Origin of the sequence: Ningiella ruwaisensis (genome assembly GCF_004798935.1) — a bacterium.
GTDB lineage: Bacteria > Pseudomonadota > Gammaproteobacteria > Enterobacterales > Alteromonadaceae > Glaciecola > Glaciecola ruwaisensis.
Window position 1 is genome coordinate 192425 of record NZ_RAHT01000002.1, and the last position, 18368, is coordinate 210792.

Here is an 18368-nt window from a genome sequence, read left to right on the forward strand (position 1 = left end):
TCCAGTGACCTTTAAGTGAGCGATTTAACTGCTTCAGAAAACTTGTTGTAAAAATCAAGCATTTGAGAAAGGCGTGTTTGCGCACCTTCGAGCACATCGGGCAGGTCTGATTTTGTTGCTTTCAATAAAGCACGAGCCTCCTGAGTGCGAGCTTCAATTCCCTGCATCAGGCTTGTATATGGATTCTCTCGCAAGACAAAATAGTCCTGACGCTCTCCTTTTTTAGTGCTTCGCTCGATTAAGCCAAGATTCACCAGTAAACGCGTATTCGTTGATATACTGCCTCGACTGACGGCTAATTTTTCAGTCAAATCAGTAAAACTATGCGGCTCATCGTAAATGACCAGCACTGCCAGTATGCGACCCGCTATTCTAGGCAGGCCATCAGCTTGAGCAATTAAGCCCATTTTTTCAATAAAGTGCTCTATGGTATGAGCCGTTGCTTCATCCATTGACGAAGCAATCGTATTAGAGTCTTGCACGCTTTTTTTCATGATGCCTTAACCGCAGTAACTTTCATATTGTTCAGTATAAACTAAACAATATGAACAATCTTTCTATTTTAAAGGGTAATAAGGCCTAAAAGTGTAAAGAATTGTAAAGCCAGTGTTTGAGCTATTAGGGTCTGTTGGTATCTGCCTGCTTTTATAACTTGGATAAAAGTACTTCGAGCTGCTCCTCAATCGAGAATATCGCCTCTTCCGTATCTAAACTCTTATCCATGTACATATTAAATTGTTCGGTTTTAGACGCAATAATTGAGGTAAGTTCATCTTCTTGTTGTTCAAGCAAACCCAATTTAAAAAATGCGTTTTCAAACTCGCTGTTTAAATCTTCAATCAGGTTTACCACTGAGGCTTTATCAACTTTGTACTGTTTGGAAAGCATATGCATGGTAGAGACAATATCCTGTAACATCTCTTTAATTTGAGTAGTTTCAAGACTGCCTTGTCGCGCGGGATGATGGGTGCTTACAGCAGCTTTGGAATCGCTTGATAATTTTTTGTTGAGCGCGTCTGTATCTTCTAAAATCATCATTAAATTGTCGCGCAAATCGCCGCGCAAATTTTCATCATCGGTAGGCATATTTTTTACAATAATTGCCACACTTTCAAAATTTACAATGTAACGGCTTCCCCGCTCTAAAAAGCGGCCCTGCATGCGGCTGGCGCGTTCAAGCAAATCCTCTTCAAGCGGTGTGATGTTTGCGTTGTCGTTATGAGTGGAGCAAGAGGAGCGAGAAGAACGAGACGATCGATATATAGTACCTTGCGGTGTTTTAAGCTGAACGCATACATCCATGTTTAAACTGTCGAACACATCAAAAAGCGCACTAATTAGGCCATCATGAGTCTTGATTTTGAGACCACTTCGCAAAAAGCCAAGCACTGTTCCCAAGTGCCCTGCGCTAGCGATCACCGACATCACCATATCCGATGTACTCTTATTCTCATCCTGTAATCGGTGCAAAAGCTCACGGTCGTGCACAATCACGTCTACTTTTCGAGCAACCACATTGGTATCAATAGGTTTGGTCAAATAATCCACGCCGCCCACATCAAATCCTTTAAGAATTTCTTCTGTTGAATCATTGGCCGACACAAACACCACTGGCATTTCCGGCGAGATCTTAAGAATGTCTGCGCAGGTTTGGTAACCATCCTTCAATGGCATATTCACATCGAGCAAGACTAATTCAATATCTTTATCTTCTTGCACCATATTGATGGCTTGCTCGCCTGAGGTTGCCACTACAATCGCGTATTTATGCTTTAATACTTCCATTAAAATACGCAATTCATTCGGCGAATCGTCAACTAACAGAATGCGGTGCTTATGCGCTGTTGCATCTAAACCTGTATTTTCGTCAAGATCTAACATGTTGTTTTTACTCGTTGTTTTATTTTTGCAAGTGCAAGTGAAACACGCTCGATATCAAAGGCTTGCATGGCAAATTCTGCCTGATTAAGCAATTCACCTATTTCATCATCAAATGCATAGGTCAACAGCGTTTTAAATGCATCTTCAGCAGCAAAAATGTCCTGTTTTAAACTACTTTGTATTTGCTCTATTTGTTGTAAAACCTGAGCGGCATCAACTTGTACTTTTGGCAATTGCGTTTTGGCATGATTGGGATCCTGCTGCTGATAAAGTGATTCGAGTGCTCCATGCAGGATATGCTCAAGCTGCTCAATGCTTTGCTCATCTGGCCAAGTGCCTTCTAGCAAAGCGTTTTCGCACTTTCCGGCAAGCGCAGATAGCGAATTTAAGCCTAAATTCCCTCCGCTGCCTTTAAGTTTGTGCAATATCGCTTTTGCTGCATCTATGTCATTGTTTTGCTCGGCGTGGCTCAATTGCGCTTTTATATCGTTAAATTCGGTCAAAAAACGGCTTAATAAAGTAAACAGCGTTGGCCAGTCTCCGTTCACTCGAAGCAGGCTGTCTTTAAGGTTTACGTATGCAATCTCAATATCTGGCAAGCTTGCAGCAACAGGAATCTTATTTTGCTGCTCATTGAATTTAGCGTCTAACTGACGCTGTAGCACCTGATACAAAATATCTTTATCCAACGGCTTTGAAATATGCGCTTGCATACCGGCCTGTAAACATTCGTCGATGTGCGCACGGGTGCTGTGCGCTGTCATTGCGATAATGGGAGTTGATGAGGGTATTAAACCTTCTTTACGTATTCGCTTTGAGGCTTCTATTCCTCCCATAATCGGCATTTGTAGGTCCATTAATACTGCATCAACTTCAAGAGTACCTAAAAGCTCAAGTGCCTGTTTGCCATTTTCTGCCAAAATGATCGTAAAGCCCCAGGATTCAAGCAGCTTTTTGGCAATCATCTGATTGACCTTATGATCCTCTACCAGCATAAGCGTGGCAGCATTCGCTTGTGTCTTGCCCGAAACCCCGGCTACGTCAGTTGAAAGCGCTTTAGCCGCTTTTTCACCTGCTTTTTCACCTGCTTTCATGGGAATATCAACATAAAATGTGGTACCTACCCCAAGCTGACTTTCAATGTCGATACTTCCTCCTAGCATATCCACAAGACGTTTGGTGATATTCATACCCAGGCCAGTGCCACCAAATTCCCGTGTGATGCTGGTATCGGCTTGTTCAAACGCCGAAAATACCGCCTGAAGATTTTTCTGACTAATACCAATACCGCTATCGGCAACGGCTAATTGATACATATTCTCGCCTGACTTATGAAAGCTGACGCTGACCTCACCTTCAGTAGTAAATTTCAAGGCATTGGATAATAGATTGGTGAGTATTTGCGTTAAGCGTAATTTGTCGCTCAAAAGGCATGCGTCAACTTCCTTGGCACAATGAAAGCTCAGCTGTATGCCTTTTTGCTTTGCCTGCAAAATAAAGGGAGCAATCGCGTTTTTGAAAAAGGGGCGAATATCAATCGGCGCCATTTCAATCTGCACTTTATTCGCCTCAATTTTGGTAAAATCCAGTATGTCGTTAATAACCTCAAGCAGATGCCTGCCTGACGATTCGGCCACATCTAATAATTCATGCTGTTGTTCATTTAAGCTTTCATTTTGCAAAAGCATGAGCACACCAAGCACGCCGTTTAATGGCGTTCGCAGCTCATGACTCATATTGGCGATAAAATCGGTTTTTACTTTAAGTGCAGCCAAGGCGTCGTCCCGTGCTTTTTGCATTTGCGCGGTTCTGTCAGCAACCAGCTTCTCAAGGCTTTCGCTTAGCGCGAATAGTTCAAGGTTCTTTTCGTAAAGCTCTGCTGCTTTTTCTTCCAGCAAGCGCTCAGCTTCTTTGCGCGCAATGCGTTCACGCTCTATTCGCCGCTGATATTTTTCTAATTCCATATTAACCCTTTTCTACCATGCTTTAAGCCGCATAAGCGCATGGTGTTAAAGTGAAGGTGCAAATATGCTTATCGCCGTCCTTACCCTGCTGCATGTAAACATCAAAGCTCTCGCTATAATACTCAATGGTCGCGTTTATTAGTCCAAACGCGAGCATTGAAAGGTCGCGCTGTGAGCGGTAGTGAAGTTTAAAGGGAGCGCACTCATTTGCTTCCTCATAGGAGAATTCGGGCAATTCGGCATCGGGATAAAGCTTTTTCACTTCAACGTGAATGTGTTTGTCAATCTGTTTAAAAAGCGCCAGAGAACTTCCCGCTTCAATGAAAAAACCGGCATATTTTTCTGTAAACACACTCGCAAGATGTCTGCCAAACGTTTCCATCAACTGCGCACGACCGAGTCCAGTTTGCCTGGACAGTTCGATAAGCATGTTCTCAAGTTCCTGGAAATCGTAAGAGCCAACCGCAGTATAGCACCCGCCTGATGCAGGCGATGTGTTATCAATCAAGGTATCGACCATATCCATGTCAAACTTACTTTCGACCATCTCCATAAACTCGGTGAAAACTAAGCCTTTCATTCAATCTGCCAAATTGTTCAACTTTTATTCAACTTATTTCAAATATCGGCGATAGTTAATATTAATTAAGCAGTTTAGGTTTTTTGTTCTATTTACAGGCAAGGGCTTACATTTAATTGCTTTTGCTTTTTTTAGCATCACGCCTGTGATACAAATGCAAACTCGGGTTTGTAAGTGAGCACTTTCGTTGTAGCAACCATAAACTAATGCTTAAATTTTTATGTAGATACAAATCGTGCGTTTTACTCGAACCAGGACGGATAAATAAAATTTTATGATAAACACACTTCACGCTAAATTTGCGAAGTTGATAGCGCTTATTGTGCTAGCAACCGCTGTTATTATTCTGGCAGTGGTGTGGAACAATTTAAGTCAGACCGTTCATAAAAATATATCCTCTGGGCTGAAAGGCGCAGAATATGGTTTTAAAAAAGAACTCTCCAGCTTTCAAAATGAACGCATCGAGCAGGCATTACTGCTGTTCGAAAATGCGAACATCGCTATTTTTGACAACAACCATCCGCACAACACTTTTCAGACAGAACTGCAATCGATTTTGTTGGAATTGGAAGCTAGCCAGATTGGTTTATTTTTTCCGGATGCGCCTGATTCCCTTGTTAAGGATGACGCAAGCGTTACCTTTAGCGCACATCTACAAGCCTTTTTAGATTCAAATGCGTCGAATGTTCTCGATTCACAAAACAGCTTCTATATTCTAAACGAGCAACTCTATTGGGGATTTATTCAACCTGTATCGTTGCCCGTCAGCCAAGTTAAGCTGTCTATAGATGAACAAACGGATATGAACTTGCCAGGCCTGTTTGTCAGTTACCTTTTTGACCTTAAACGCTTGTCTTCCTTAAGCGATGCGCTGGGTATGCGCCTGGCCTTTGTGTATGGAGATGAACAAAGTGAGCTGGTGTATTCGCGCGATGATGCCATTAGCGCCGAACAACTGCGCAAATGGCAGGTCACCGATAACTATTGGCATTTGTTTAATCACCGCGTGATATTTGGGGCGCAGGACCTTTATACCCAAAACGTTGCACTGGATGCACCCGGTTCGACGCAAGTTACGAGTTATCTGGCAATTAATGCAAAGCGCGTATCTGAAAACTTTATTGCGCTACAGCGAAGCATCGCATTGATAAGTTTAGTTGGCGTGGCTTTATCAATTTTGCTTGGTTTTTATTTGGCAACCCGTATTACTAAACCTTTGCGTAAACTCGCTCTCGATGCCAACGCGATTGCCAAAGGCGATTATCAGCACTCGCTGGAACATGGCGCTTACACACAAGAAGTAAACACCTTATTTTCAGCATTTACATCTATGAAAAAGGCTGTAGAAGAGCGTGAAGCAACCATCACAAAGCAAGCACAAATTGATGCCTTAACCGGCATATATAATCGCAGCCATATTGCCAGTGTGATTGATGATTATTTAGCTGAAAACAAGCGATTTCAGGTAATTGGAATTAATATTCATGGCTTTAGAGGCATTAACGACGTATTCGGCTATGAATATGGCGACGAGTGCTTAAAGCAATTGGCGAAGCGCATCTCAGAAAAGCCCGGCATTACCGCAAGAGTGACTGGCGGTGAAATTATATGGATACCCGAATCTCCATTGAGCGTTGAAGCTATCAGAGCCATTAAAGAACACATTGAAGAAAGCGTAGAGTTTGAAGGAATATGCATACAATTGAAAACTGCAGTGGGTATTTTGCATTGCCCCGACGACGCTATCACCTCAGAAGAAGTATTTAAACGACTCAATATTGTAATTGATGAAGCGCAAATTACGCGTAAATTATTACTGGGATTTGAAGCGGCTCAAGAGCAAAAATACTTTCGACGCTTGCAAGTCATTACTGAATTAAAACAGGCCCTTGAAAGCAATAGCGAACAGCTTTCGCTCGTTTACCAACCTAAAATTCGCCTCGATGGCAAACCCGGCATACAGTTAGAGGCCCTTGCAAGATGGCGCCACCCTGCCCTCGGCGATGTGCGACCAGATGAATTTATCAGTATTGCAGAACATGCCGGATTTATTGAACTGTTTACCCGTTGGCTTGTTAAACAGGCATTCAGTGACCTTAAAACTTTTGACCATGTAAAAGCGGACATTAAACTTGCGCTTAATATCAGTGCTGACGATGTAGTTGATAGCTCACTTCCCAGCTTTTTAGCGCAACAGCTGGTTGAGCATGATATTCAAGCCACTTCCATTTTGTTAGAGCTAACTGAACGAGTGATTGTAAAAAACCCTGACAACGCGGTTAGACATCTCAGAGTATTGCAAGATGCCGGTTTTAAAATTGCGATAGATGACTTTGGGACAGGTTATTCTTCACTTTCGTACTTAACCAAACTTCCCATCGATACGCTGAAAATAGACCGCTCGTTTATTTATCAATTAGCCGAATCGAAAGAAAATCAGGCAATATGTAAAACCATTTTAGCGCTTGCAACAAACTTTGAAATGGAAGTGGTAGCAGAAGGCGTAGAAGACGCGCAAAGCCTGGCATTATTGGCAGAGCTCGGCTGTGATTGGGGGCAAGGCTATCTGATTTGCAGACCAGTAAATCGCAAACAAGCTGCTGAATGGATAGAATCTTATTGCGAAAAAGGTTTGCAGCTTAAGCAAACGCCTGCATAGGCGCTCACGGTTCTCTGGTAAGCACTGGTATAGGCTTTTACACACAGTAAAGTGCGTATTTAGCCTACCTCTTACAAGCATTCCTTGTTATGATTTAAGTCGATGAATCATCAGACTCAAGGAAGCATAATTAATGATTAAGCCCGTTGTTTTAGCAGGCGGCACAGGAAGCAGACTTTGGCCAAAGTCGCGCGCTGCATTACCCAAGCAATTTTTAGCACTCACATCGAGCAACACTATGTTGCAAGACACCATCTTGCGCTTACCGCAAGAAAGCGTGTCTTCTCCTTTAGTGATCTGTAACGAAGATCATCGTTTTTTAGCCGCCGAACAACTCCTGAGAGCCAACATTAATCACGAAGGTATATTGCTGGAGCCATTCGGCCGTAATACCGCACCTGCAATCGCCCTTGCTGCCTTATTAGCGATAAAAGGGGCTCAGCAAGATGCTGAAGACCCTATTCTGTTCATACTGGCTGCCGATCATCTCATTGAAGACCACAAAGCGTTTGCACAAGCCATTGATAAAGCGCAGGCGCTTGCCAAGCAAAACAAACTCGTTACTTTCGGTATTGTGCCTACAGAGGCTCACACAGGGTACGGATACATTCAGGCCGGCGAAAATACCGATGAACAAGGCCTAGGTAAGCACGTTGCTCAATTTGTAGAAAAACCCGATTTGGCAACCGCTCAGAAATATCTTGAATCGGGCAAATATTTCTGGAATTCGGGCATGTTTATGTTCAAAGCCAGCGTTTATCTAGAGGAGCTAAAAATACATAGCCCCAACATTTATAAGGCCTGTGAGGCAGCAGTGGCTGAAACTCAAGCCGACATGGACTTTTTACGCATTAATGCAGATGCCTTTGCTCAGTGTCCTGACGATTCGATTGACTATGCCGTGATGGAGAAAACCAAGCATGCTTGCATGGTAAGTCTCGATGCGGGCTGGAACGACGTGGGCAGTTGGAGTTCTTTATGGGATACCACCTCATCAAGAGACGAAAATGATAATGTGTGCATTGGCGATGTGATGCTAGAAGATGTTAAGGGCAGTTATATCAACGCAGAGCAAAGACTGGTTTCGGTGATTGGCCTAAATGATGTCGTGGTAGTTGAAACAAAAGATGCGGTTATGGTGGCTAACCGCAACAAAGTACAAGATATTAAAAATGTGGTGAATAAACTCAAGGCTGAAAAGCGCCCCGAGTTTGAGTTTCATCGGGAAGTGTTTAGACCCTGGGGCAGTTACGATTCTATCGATAACGGCGCAAGATACCAGGTTAAGCGGATCACAGTAAAACCGGGTGAAAAACTTTCTGTGCAAATGCATCATCATCGAGCTGAGCACTGGATAGTAGTGAGCGGTTCAGCCAATGTCACCATCAACGATGAGACGCAGCTTATTACCGAAAATGAGTCAGTTTACATTCCAATTGGTGCGGTTCACGCACTAGAAAATCCAGGTAAAATCCCCTTGGATTTGATTGAAGTGCAATCAGGATCTTACTTGGGTGAAGATGATATTGTGCGGTTTTCAGATCGGTATGGGCGGGCTAACTAGACAGAGGTCTGACGTGTCGATTTTTTTTACAATTTAACGATTTCGCTCAAACTTTACTCCAAAACTCTGTATAAACGTTATACTAAACATGTAGTTATGATTTAGGTACGATTTTTGCTGGTAAATCGATTAAGAAGTGTAGCGAAATTGCGACACGTAACACACGGAAGTTCAGTTTGGAGATGTATATGTTAAAAACCTTGGTTAAAGTAGTCTTGGTTGGAAGCTTTGCTTCATTAAGTTTGTATGCGAATGCCGCATTTATTGGAGCCGACGATATTGATTCAATATCTGTACAAACTCCTGAAGGTTGGACAGCAGTTAACGAAGATGCGCTATTCGACGGAATTACAAGAAAGCGTAAAAGTACCCGGTTTATTGGATACAGAAATGATGGAGACGCACTCTCTGCTGCTAATCCACTACAAATCATTGCGAACCTTACTGCTCCGACAAATGTCGTAGGCTTCTCATTTTTCAATGATTGGGGTTATCACCTTGACCAGCAAGTCATGGACTTGGCGGTAAGATTTGACGGCCATGATGGTACAAGACGATATGCGGTAACCTATGAGTATTTCGGACTTGACGTGAATACCTGGGACGAAATATTTTTGTTCTCAGACGTTTTGTTTGCCGGTGTAAATAAAATTACGGTAGATGTGCGTGGTGTGAATAAAGTGAATTTTGAAATCAGAGAATTAAAGTTTGCCACTATGCCTGACATTGCGCTGAGCACGTCTAACCTTGTATCGGGAACGGCAAACGTAAACGCGCCTGCAATTGCCTCGCTTTTAGGGTTAGCGCTTTTTGCCACCATTCGTCTTAGACGCAAGTAGTCAGTTTTAACACTCTTTACGCTTTTTAAATAAGTACAAAAAACTACCGCAATTGTCGGTAGTTTTTTTTTGCTTTAGCTTTCACCATTTAAATACTATATTGTCTATTAAATATCGCTTAATGAGCCGCCGCAAATGTTTAACTGGGGAAAAAGTCGCGTCTCCTTATTGTTAATAATCGCTTTTTTAAGCCTAATGCAATCTTGCGCGATATTTGAATCTCCTGAAAGCAAATTAAGCTCTTCTCCGGGCAATTTACTAATTACTCAGTACAAAGCGTATAAACACCTCAGCAATGAACAAATTAAAGCATTTATTCCTCAATCCAGAGTGTTTGAAGGAACTAGATTGCTGGCTCTTCAAAATATCGATATTACTAATCATCTGATAGCACATTTGTCTGTATCTAAAAATCCTGACACCTTTAAAGACTATTTACACAATCAAGCAACTGAAAAACGAGCAACGATTGTTGGCTTAGCAATGGGGCTGTTTCCTTTGGAAAAATTCACAATCCTCAGGCAAGTTAACACTGAGGAATTTTCTGAAGACTTTAAATCTGCCTTTAAACTTACAAAACTAGATCCTAAGCTTTTTCTGTTAGAAAAAACCTCTCCCGTCGCGAACATCGAGATTGTCCCTCTTATTCATTCAGCGACAGTTCGCTTGCAGGGGATCAAGGCATCAAAGGCAATCAAAATCGATTTTAGGCCGCTGCACTCTGATGAATGGAGACGCGGCTACCCTTTACGACATGATCCTGTCTCGGGTTCGTATAGCACGAGTCTTGTCAATCTTGATGCTAATTCGAGTTATGAAGTGCGTTTTCACTTTGAATTGAGCGATACTTTCTCGAATAAAAAATCAAATAAAATACCAAATAAGATCCCGGCAATAAGCTCTTTTAAGACACGAGCAACTCAAATTCACGTTAAACCCAAAAACACAATATTATTAAGCGATATCTATGAGGGAGGCGATTTAGATCTCTCTCAAGTTACCTTCAAGCGAGAAGAGGGAGAATGGATAAAAATCATAGGCGATGTTCCAGTCATTGCAAATGAGCAAGCTGATGCAGCTTTATTTTTAGGGAGCCAGAGTCATATTATCTTGAAAAATATTACGGTCAAAGGTGGCAAAAGATATGGGATCAGCGCTAACGAAGCGCATCATATCTGGATCGACGGCTGCGATATTAGTGATTTTGGGAGAGAAGCTTCGGTAGTTATCAAAGGACAAAGTTATGCCTCAACTAAAGATGATAAGCCAATTAACTATGACGCTGGCATTTTTTTAATTAAAAGCGGTGTTGTCACAATTGAAAATTGTAAGATTCATTCACCCCGCGTAGCTGCAAATCATTGGGGACATGGTCATCCAAGGGGTGCTAGCGCAATGCTAATAAGCGCAAATCACCCAGACAAAAAGCTTCAGGGGCAATACATCATCAGAAATAATCACTTTTATGGCGCGCCAGATCAGCGATTTAATGATGTAATCGAAACCAGAGCAAATGTTAGGCCCTTAGGCGGATTCATCCGCGATTCTGCAATTTATGGCAATCTGCTTGAGTATGCCAATGATGATCTGCTTGAGCTTGATGGCTCTCAGGCAAATATTTTGGTGTACGACAATGTGCTTCGGCAGGGATATTGTGGAATAAGCCTTGCGCCCAATATGCGCGGTCCAAATTTTATCTTCAATAATAGTATCGTGGATTTAGGAGATGAGAGAGGCAGTCATTGGGCAGCCTTTAAAATGGGCGGGTTGTTTTCTGCTCCAGCGGGGCAATCACATATTTTTCAAAATTATATTGATGTTAATTCAAATGGGATTGCCACGGGCGGGATAAGAGGAGACAGCACGTTTTGGGTAAATACTAAACATAATATTTTTGTGCTTAATCATTTTCGATCGTCTAAAAGAGGATACGCGATTTTTGATAGAAGCGAATTCTCTTTGAATGAGTACATGCAGGATTTAGTTATCAACCATAAAAGTAAAAAACGTATGTATTTTTCTGAGTCTCTTGAGAGCAGAGAGGTTCCGCTAGGTATAAATAATGCTATGCTAGCAAATGAAGAAGATACGAATCCTAAAATTCTCAAAATTGAGAAACAAGAACTTATTCCAAATTTTTCAGAACGAGCCTTAATAAAGTCTCCTTTAAAAAATTCAGAGCAAAAGGATATTCAAAAGCTTTTGGTGGGAGCTTATCAGGCCCAAAAAGAGAATTAGCGACGTAAGGACAAAAATGATTTCTCATAAGTATCAATGTATTTTTATTCACATACCAAAATGCGCAGGAACGAGTATCGAAAGCGCCTTTGAACACTTTGATGCAAGCCATTCTCGCGGCCGACAAGATCATCGAAGCGTAAGAATGATTCAAAAACCTTTTCCCATTTTTAAAGCATTTAGCTCTTCGGACAACCTAAAAGATACAATTCGCAGGTTTAGAGAATATACACGAACGCAAAGCAATCCGAATAATGCATTAACCGTCAGCAAAGCGCAGTATAAAAACTACTTCAAGTTTACAATTGTTAGAAATCCGTGGGACAGAGCTTTTTCGTGGTACAAGAATGCGATGAGAGATGAGATCCATCAAAAAAATTATCAAATTCCTGCGGGAATAGACTTTGAAACATTTATTGAACAGTTTGCAGGAACAGGTTATTTAAGACCTCAGACGTACTGGTTGAAAAACTATAGTGGCGCTATCGATATGGACTTTATAGGAAAATTCGAGTCACTTAATCAAGACTTTATAACAATTTGTGAGCGATTGAATGTTTCTGATAAAAAACTACCACATGAAATTAAATCGTCTGAGAATGAGGCCCCAAAAAAGTCAATCAGCCTTAAGGCCAAAGCATTTATCGACAATTATTATCAAGAAGAAATCGCATTATTTAACTATCGCTTTGAGGAGCACTGTAGCCTGGTTTGTCGCTGACTCGTTTTAAGCCAAGCGACTTTATTTAGTTTAGTGTCGAGATAATTTACACAAAACTGCCTATAGTATATTTTTACCAATAAAATCAGTCAGTTAAATATAAGCATGATTTTTGCATAATTTTGGTTAGGTACACATTAATTTACATATTCAAACAATAAGGATAAATATGAATCGCATTAAGGCTTTTATCGCCTCTGTTGCACTTTCAGTCTCAGCCTTTGGTGCTAACGCTGCAGTGATTTCGTTTGACGATATTGCTGGGGGTGTAAGTGGAGTCACTGTTGCTGGGCCAAGTGGCTATGCTTTTAACAATATTGACGCACTTTTAGACGGTAATTTTAGCACAACAGTTGCAATGGAACGTTTTACAGGTATTGGTCCAGGCGTATCACCCAGTGACCCGATTACCATCAGCGCGTCTTTTGATGATTTGTTTACAGTAGAATCATTCGGTATTGCTACCGATTGGGGTTCTAAGTTTGAACAGCAAATTGAATCGCTAACGCTAACGTTGTTTGATGATATGGGTGGCTCAACTTCATTGTTCTTTTCTGGTTTAGTAACGGGCTCCTTCGCAACAATTGATTTATGGACAGGTAGTTTTGTAGATGCAATTGGTTTCCAAATTGACATCACAGGATTGCAAAATACTAACGTTGAAATCAGAGAATTAGTAATGACGGGAACAAAGCAAATGCAAGCTGTTAGTGCACCTGCTTTAGGCGGATTGCTAAGCTTAATTCTTGCTCTAGGATTTTTAAGAAGAAAATAATTATCAAGCACTTTGAAAAACCAGCTTCGGCTGGTTTTTTTTTGCCTTAACCCGCTATTTCGTAGTTAGCAATCAAAAAACCATGTAATATAAAAGCACTAATTTATGGATGATGATTTGCTCCCAAGAGCCTTTCTTAACTTACTCACTGTGAAAATTTAATGCCGAACACGCTTGTTAAAAATCGATTTATTCGCCTTTTTTGGGTGTTTTTTGAAAAGTTTGGCCTTGTATTTTTATCGATAATCTCATTTTTAATCTACGCTAAATATCTTACTCCCACTCAGCTAGGTATAGGCGTTTTACTTCTCACGGTTGTGGAATTTATTTCAAAGTTCCTGATAGCTGTAGTAGACAGTTCAATGATTAGGCTCGACGCTATTACGCAGGAACAAGATGGCACTGCTTTTTGGACGCTATTACTTGTTAGCGGTATCTTTTCTGTTCTTATCTTTTTAGCCTATTACGCGTATTTTGATGAAAACATCGTTATTTTAGCGGGTTTGGTTGCTGTTTTTTTAATTCCTCTTCAGTCAGCCAGCCGTGTGCATATAGTCCACCTGCGTCGGAAAAAGAAATTCCGCTCATTAGCAAATAGAACCATACTGGGCAAAATAGTTGGGATGATTGTGGGAATAACCCTTGCGGTTAAAGGATACGGCGAATTTGCAATTGTTTCTCAAGCCGTTGCCATGGCGTTTAGCTCTACACTGCTTTTACTCATAATCGAGAAGCGATCACTTCCCTTCTCTTTTGAAAAAGACTGGCTACATGAACAACTCCGAATAGGGATACCAGCGTCGCTAAAAGTATTGAATACCAGTTTGTACACAAAAGGTACGATACTAATTATCGAAGGTACGCTAGGTACTGCCGCAGTGGGTTTTTACAACTTTGCAAATAGACTAGTTGAGCTACCAAGAAGTGCTATAGTAACGGCGTTAATGGGGTATGCAAATCCGGTTTACTCTCAACGTTTTCATGCTGGCCACGATTTGAAAGAGTTTTTTTTACAAAGCACAAAACTTGGCTTAATTTTTATTGCGCCATTTTTTGTTGGCCTTGCAGCAGTAGCAGACGAATTGTTATTTATTCTATTTGGTGACAAATGGGCGCCTTCGACTCCCATTTTAATCGGTATAGCATTACTTACTGTTATCAACCTGTATTTTCTTTTTCTTCCTAGCGTGCTTGTGGCCTACGGTAAAACCAAGTTCGCACTTAGGGGGCAATTGGTATCAACTGCTGTCGCGTTGATTTGCTTGTATTTCTTAGCACCAAAGCTTGGTTTGTTAGCAGTTATTGTAGCGCTTGCGCTGAGAGTAATCGGTCTTTCATTAGCAAATTTAACAGCGGTCGATCGTATCTATCCAAATTCCTTTACAGCGCTTTTTAAAGTCTTGTTTCCCAGTAGTTTTGCCTCGTTTCTTATGTTTCTGGTAATTTATTTTGGAAAGCCTTATATCACTTTTACGCAAAGTTCCCTTTTGAATTTATTGACGCTAATAATTGTAGGCGCGTTTATCTATACGGTTGCTATTCTTCTCATGGAATCGAAATTAATTCGGCAGTTAAAAGGTTTTATTTCGTCATAAATTGTATATGAGCCTATCGTAAGCTATAAATATAAGTACCCTCTCATTCGCAAGCTATTCATTACTATGAAATTAATGTTGAAGCGATGGGCATGGAAAATTAAATGTTTTTGGCTTCGTGTTGTATTTAATATAAAACCAAGCACTGCTAAAGATAAGCAACTAATAATCTGCGGACTCCCAAGATCTGGGACTTCTCTTTTGTTTAATATAGTTTCAGGCATATGTCCTGAGCTCGAGCCATATACCGGACACAAAAATCATTTTTCCAAAGAAGCGAGTTTTTTAAAGGTCATATTAAAAAAAGGGGACTTTGTTACAAAGTTACCCAAAGATATATTTAATGTTCAAAAAGTCAGTGATAACAATCCGCGAAAAAAGAAGATTCTCGTTTTTATTTGTGTAAGGGATGTCCGTGATTTACTGGTATCTAAACATCAAATGCTACCTGATAAATATTACATGGGATACGATTGGAAATTAGATTCGAGTAACGGCAAGCTTCAAAGTAACGGCATAAAGGCATTTTATGATCAAATACGAAAGGTGCTAGAAAATACACCCGACAACATTACGCTGCAGCTAATTAAATATGAAGAATTAACAGACGATCCCAGTTTTATAAAAGATTATTTGGAAAACTTTGAATTAAAAGTCACCAGATCTCCTGCTGATTACTCTAAATCAAAATCACTACCCTATTCCTCAAGTGATAACATTTCCAAAGGCCATGAGTACAGCGGAATTACTAAACACGATTCTAAATGGAAGATTAATAAGCAAGACGCTGACACCGTCGAGCAAGCTTTGGCCATGCACCCGGAATTAATAGAGATAAATCGTTATTTTGGCTATGAGGAGGCGCAACTTGCATGGGCTAATAAACACGAATGTTCATCATTTCTACCGTGATTCAATCTCTATAAATCGCCATGATGTAACTTACCGATCTTATTTAATAAGATCAGCTCGTTAAGTTATAGTTGCGAAAGCACTTAACGGGCTATAGCTATTCTATTTGGCGATCCCATGTAATCGCCATCACCAAAGCTCGCAAAAACATTGTGTACTCATCTGGGCCTGAGTTAAATGGGTTATACAGTCGTTGCCGGAGCTTTGTAGTTAGAATTCTAGGAACAAATCTGCCATTTAGAATCTCTACAATTTTCGAGCGAAATATAGGTTTTAAGGCAGACTTTGAACCCTTTTTTAATTCTTCATCATTGTCGGATAGCAACTGTGAAAGCCACGAAACGAGTTGTTCATTTGAGAGAAGATTCGGAACGCAAAGTTTCTGCTCGAGTATAAACGTTTTGATACTACTAGCTTCATCTATAAGTTTTTGTCTGACATTTAGAGTAGCTTGGGACTGATTTGTTCTAGGAATAGAAAAAATTGCTGGTAACTTCCTATTGAGCATTTTTACATATAAGCTTTTATCTAAGCGCTCTTCTACCCCACACTCTTCAATAACATTCAAAGCCTGTTTATCTAAAAGTGGCATTGCGTAAGGAATAATAGGACCAGTAATTTGCTTGCGCAATGGCAATAAGTTATAGGGAAGACGAACCTTCTGATACAAAAAGTCTTTTTTACAATCGTTATTAGAGATATGTTCGCTCGATTCGATAATACTTTCATAAGACCGGTCTAAAGCATGTATTAAAGTGTGTTTGTGCGCATCAGACAAGACATTAAGCTTACTTAATGCTTTACTCGATCTTAACCCGATTGAACCTAATACATCGTTGTTAGATTGCAATTTCATCGAAACCCACCCCATTGCCTCATCTCCAAATAATGCTATAGGGTTCTCAAATTTTTTTTCAGCATATTCAAATGCCTTTTTATACGCGTGAATCTCATAACTTACATCCCGCAGACAGGGACCTGCCGCGGCATTTGCTCGAATGATGTCTAACAACGAATGATCTTCGAAAAAGAAAGTCCTGTGTTCAACTTCCATTTTTTCCGCCTGCTTTTTCGCTATGTCGGCATCTGAGCCTGGCCTCGTTTCCCTTGAATCAAATGAAAAACAGAAAATCTGACCTGACTTTCGTTTTAAGAGTAAGCCAAGTAGACAAGCAGAATCATATCCACCTGACAGGGGCAAGATGATGTTTCTTCCTTCATATGCTTGCGTAACCGTTTCTTCTAGAGTAGACCATAATTTATCAATCAAGATATCGCTCGAATTACTTGCCTCAATTCTGGGGCTAAAATCCTCTAGTTTATATTTAATAAACTCATTTGGTAACTGATGTCCTTCTGCCAGTTGTCCGTTTACCAAGAAACTCGCATAGTCTGCTTCAGAAAGTGTGGAAGAATTCACACTCTCGAATGTTTTTATTGTGTCCATTTTACTCTTAATCCCAACTAAATGGTTTAGTAACACTTTCTCAACCGCTCGATCTCCATAATCAATCTGATTGAGATAAGTAGTCACCTTTGTTGGCTAAAGATGTTGTGTGTTTAGCCCCAATTCTAAAAAGAAAATCATTTTAAATATCAATTTTAGTTAAAAACTTTTATGTTACCTACGTTAAGCACTTAATTATGTGAATTATCGAAAGTTCATCAATTTAGAGGCTATTTTCTGCTTGCTGGTGCGCCTGCATCAATTCGCCGCGTTTTGACAAATACCTTACTTCACAATCCATTTTGAAGCCTGTTGACTCATACACTTTGTGTCGACAGAGCGCTATTAAATAAAGCACGTCATCACTTGTTGCGTTTCCTAAATTAACAATAAAGTTAGCATGCTGAGGAGATATTTGGGCATCTCCTTTACGGGTGCCTTTTAATCCTTCTCTTTCAATAGCTAAGCCGGGCGGTCCAATTGTTTCATACATATTGGGATTCGATAAAAAGACCGAGCCGCAATTTGGTAACTTTCGAGGGAATCTACTTCTGCGGGATGCTAATATCTTTCTAATTTCCGAGCGAACAGCCTTGCGTGTAGATTGTGAAAGCTTAAATGTTGCTCTGGCAATAATCCTCGGATCGTTTTGAAAGGGGGATGTTCGGTAAGAAAAGATTAAATCATCTTTAGTAACGGTTTCTATTTCACCGTGCTTGTTAATTAAATCGATACTTTCGGTATTTTCCAGAATAGAACGTCTGCTAGCGCCACCGTTCATATAAATGAGCCCACCTATTCTGCCGGGTATTCCGCAAATGTGTTCAATTCCAGTTAAGCCATAATGACTGCAACGATAGGTTATCTCGGGCACCCAAACACCCGCCTCGCAAATTACTGTAGTGCCTTTAATATCCATTCGGGAAAGCTTATTGCCAATCTTAATTAAAATACCGTCAAATCCCTCTGAATCGTAGAGCATGTTTGAACCGTCACCTATTACAAGGTAAGGCACCTCTTCAAATGTATTCGCCAGCTTTATTGCAGTGGCAAGTTCGTTAATAGATTCAGGTTCAACCAAGAGCGCGGCCGGTCCGCCAATTTTCCAGTAACTAAAAGTTTTGCAAGGCACATTTTGTGAACATATATGCCCTAATTTCTGCTGAAATAATTGGATCGCCTTATTTAACATG

Annotated in this window: 14 protein-coding genes; 8 read left to right on the top strand and 6 right to left on the bottom strand. The window is 40.6% G+C overall.

Features of this window, described 5'->3' with window-relative positions; genetic code table 11:
* Positions 1 to 11: 11 nt before the first annotated feature.
* From D6V41_RS04305 to D6V41_RS04320, 4 genes are all read right to left on the bottom strand, one after another.
* Entirely contained in the window at positions 12 to 494 is a 483-nt protein-coding gene (locus D6V41_RS04305) for a GbsR/MarR family transcriptional regulator (protein ID WP_241664423.1), read from the bottom strand.
* Positions 495 to 645: 151 nt separating this feature from the next.
* Positions 646 to 1881, bottom strand: a complete 1236-nt coding sequence (locus tag D6V41_RS04310) for a response regulator (RefSeq protein ID WP_136250250.1) — start codon at positions 1879 to 1881, stop codon at positions 646 to 648.
* Complete coding sequence (locus D6V41_RS04315) at positions 1875 to 3845, bottom strand: response regulator (RefSeq protein ID WP_136250251.1); 1971 nt, start codon at positions 3843 to 3845, stop codon at positions 1875 to 1877. The genes D6V41_RS04310 and D6V41_RS04315 overlap by 7 nt, the downstream gene beginning before the upstream one ends.
* A 22-nt stretch (positions 3846 to 3867) precedes the next feature.
* Positions 3868 to 4425, bottom strand: a complete 558-nt coding sequence (locus D6V41_RS04320; RefSeq protein ID WP_136250252.1) for a heme NO-binding domain-containing protein — start codon at positions 4423 to 4425, stop codon at positions 3868 to 3870.
* A 274-nt stretch (positions 4426 to 4699) separates the two neighbouring features.
* On the opposite strand from D6V41_RS04320, the gene D6V41_RS04325 reads away from it, so the two are divergent.
* From D6V41_RS04325 to D6V41_RS04360, 8 genes are all read left to right on the top strand, one after another.
* A complete protein-coding gene (locus D6V41_RS04325; RefSeq protein ID WP_136250253.1) occupies positions 4700 to 7084 on the top strand; it encodes a bifunctional diguanylate cyclase/phosphodiesterase in 2385 nt (794 codons plus the stop codon).
* A gap of 136 nt (positions 7085 to 7220) precedes the next feature.
* Positions 7221 to 8648 carry a mannose-1-phosphate guanylyltransferase/mannose-6-phosphate isomerase gene (locus tag D6V41_RS04330; RefSeq protein ID WP_136250636.1) on the top strand — a complete coding sequence of 476 codons (1428 nt, stop codon included), beginning with the start codon at positions 7221 to 7223 and terminating at the stop codon, positions 8646 to 8648.
* Between the two features lie 188 nt (positions 8649 to 8836).
* Positions 8837 to 9487 carry a hypothetical protein gene (locus D6V41_RS04335; protein WP_136250254.1) on the top strand — a complete coding sequence of 217 codons (651 nt, stop codon included), beginning with the start codon at positions 8837 to 8839 and terminating at the stop codon, positions 9485 to 9487.
* Between the two features lie 135 nt (positions 9488 to 9622).
* Positions 9623 to 11725 (top strand): right-handed parallel beta-helix repeat-containing protein, encoded by a 2103-nt coding sequence (locus tag D6V41_RS04340; RefSeq protein WP_136250255.1) that lies wholly within the window; start codon positions 9623 to 9625, stop codon positions 11723 to 11725.
* 16 nt (positions 11726 to 11741) lie between these two features.
* Complete coding sequence (locus D6V41_RS04345) at positions 11742 to 12446, top strand: sulfotransferase family 2 domain-containing protein (RefSeq protein WP_136250256.1); 705 nt, start codon at positions 11742 to 11744, stop codon at positions 12444 to 12446.
* Between the two features lie 169 nt (positions 12447 to 12615).
* The gene (locus D6V41_RS04350) at positions 12616 to 13221 is read left to right on the top strand and encodes a hypothetical protein (protein ID WP_136250257.1); all 606 of its coding nucleotides are present in this window, start codon (positions 12616 to 12618) and stop codon (positions 13219 to 13221) included.
* A gap of 161 nt (positions 13222 to 13382) precedes the next feature.
* The gene (locus D6V41_RS04355) at positions 13383 to 14816 is read left to right on the top strand and encodes an oligosaccharide flippase family protein (protein WP_136250258.1); all 1434 of its coding nucleotides are present in this window, start codon (positions 13383 to 13385) and stop codon (positions 14814 to 14816) included.
* A gap of 66 nt (positions 14817 to 14882) precedes the next feature.
* Entirely contained in the window at positions 14883 to 15728 is an 846-nt protein-coding gene (locus tag D6V41_RS04360) for a sulfotransferase domain-containing protein (protein WP_136250259.1), read from the top strand.
* Between the two features lie 97 nt (positions 15729 to 15825).
* On the opposite strand, the gene D6V41_RS04365 is transcribed toward D6V41_RS04360, so the two are convergent.
* Together D6V41_RS04365 and murB are read right to left on the bottom strand one after the other, a co-directional pair.
* Positions 15826 to 17175: an asparagine synthase-related protein gene (locus D6V41_RS04365; RefSeq protein ID WP_136250260.1), complete on the bottom strand. Its 1350-nt coding sequence runs from the start codon at positions 17173 to 17175 to the stop codon at positions 15826 to 15828.
* A 223-nt stretch (positions 17176 to 17398) separates the two neighbouring features.
* Positions 17399 to 18367 carry a UDP-N-acetylmuramate dehydrogenase gene (murB, locus tag D6V41_RS04370; RefSeq protein ID WP_136250261.1) on the bottom strand — a complete coding sequence of 323 codons (969 nt, stop codon included), beginning with the start codon at positions 18365 to 18367 and terminating at the stop codon, positions 17399 to 17401.
* Position 18368: the final 1 nt, after the last annotated feature.

Bases quoted from the DNA above. Each gene is read 5' to 3' on its own strand.
- D6V41_RS04305 (WP_241664423.1), bottom strand. From the start codon at position 494: ATGAAAAAAAGCGTGCAAGACTCTAATACGATTGCTTCGTCAATGGAT.
- murB (WP_136250261.1), bottom strand. From the start codon at position 18,367: ATGTTAAATAAGGCGATCCAATTATTTCAGCAGAAATTAGGGCATATA.
- D6V41_RS04335 (WP_136250254.1), top strand. From the start codon at position 8,837: ATGTTAAAAACCTTGGTTAAAGTAGTCTTGGTTGGAAGCTTTGCTTCA.
- D6V41_RS04325 (WP_136250253.1), top strand. From the start codon at position 4,700: ATGATAAACACACTTCACGCTAAATTTGCGAAGTTGATAGCGCTTATT.
- D6V41_RS04360 (WP_136250259.1), top strand. From the start codon at position 14,883: ATGAAATTAATGTTGAAGCGATGGGCATGGAAAATTAAATGTTTTTGG.
- D6V41_RS04315 (WP_136250251.1), bottom strand. From the start codon at position 3,845: ATGGAATTAGAAAAATATCAGCGGCGAATAGAGCGTGAACGCATTGCG.
- D6V41_RS04340 (WP_136250255.1), top strand. From the start codon at position 9,623: ATGTTTAACTGGGGAAAAAGTCGCGTCTCCTTATTGTTAATAATCGCT.
- D6V41_RS04365 (WP_136250260.1), bottom strand. From the start codon at position 17,175: ATGGACACAATAAAAACATTCGAGAGTGTGAATTCTTCCACACTTTCT.
- D6V41_RS04350 (WP_136250257.1), top strand. From the start codon at position 12,616: ATGAATCGCATTAAGGCTTTTATCGCCTCTGTTGCACTTTCAGTCTCA.
- D6V41_RS04310 (WP_136250250.1), bottom strand. From the start codon at position 1,881: ATGTTAGATCTTGACGAAAATACAGGTTTAGATGCAACAGCGCATAAG.
- D6V41_RS04320 (WP_136250252.1), bottom strand. From the start codon at position 4,425: ATGAAAGGCTTAGTTTTCACCGAGTTTATGGAGATGGTCGAAAGTAAG.
- D6V41_RS04355 (WP_136250258.1), top strand. From the start codon at position 13,383: ATGCCGAACACGCTTGTTAAAAATCGATTTATTCGCCTTTTTTGGGTG.
- D6V41_RS04345 (WP_136250256.1), top strand. From the start codon at position 11,742: ATGATTTCTCATAAGTATCAATGTATTTTTATTCACATACCAAAATGC.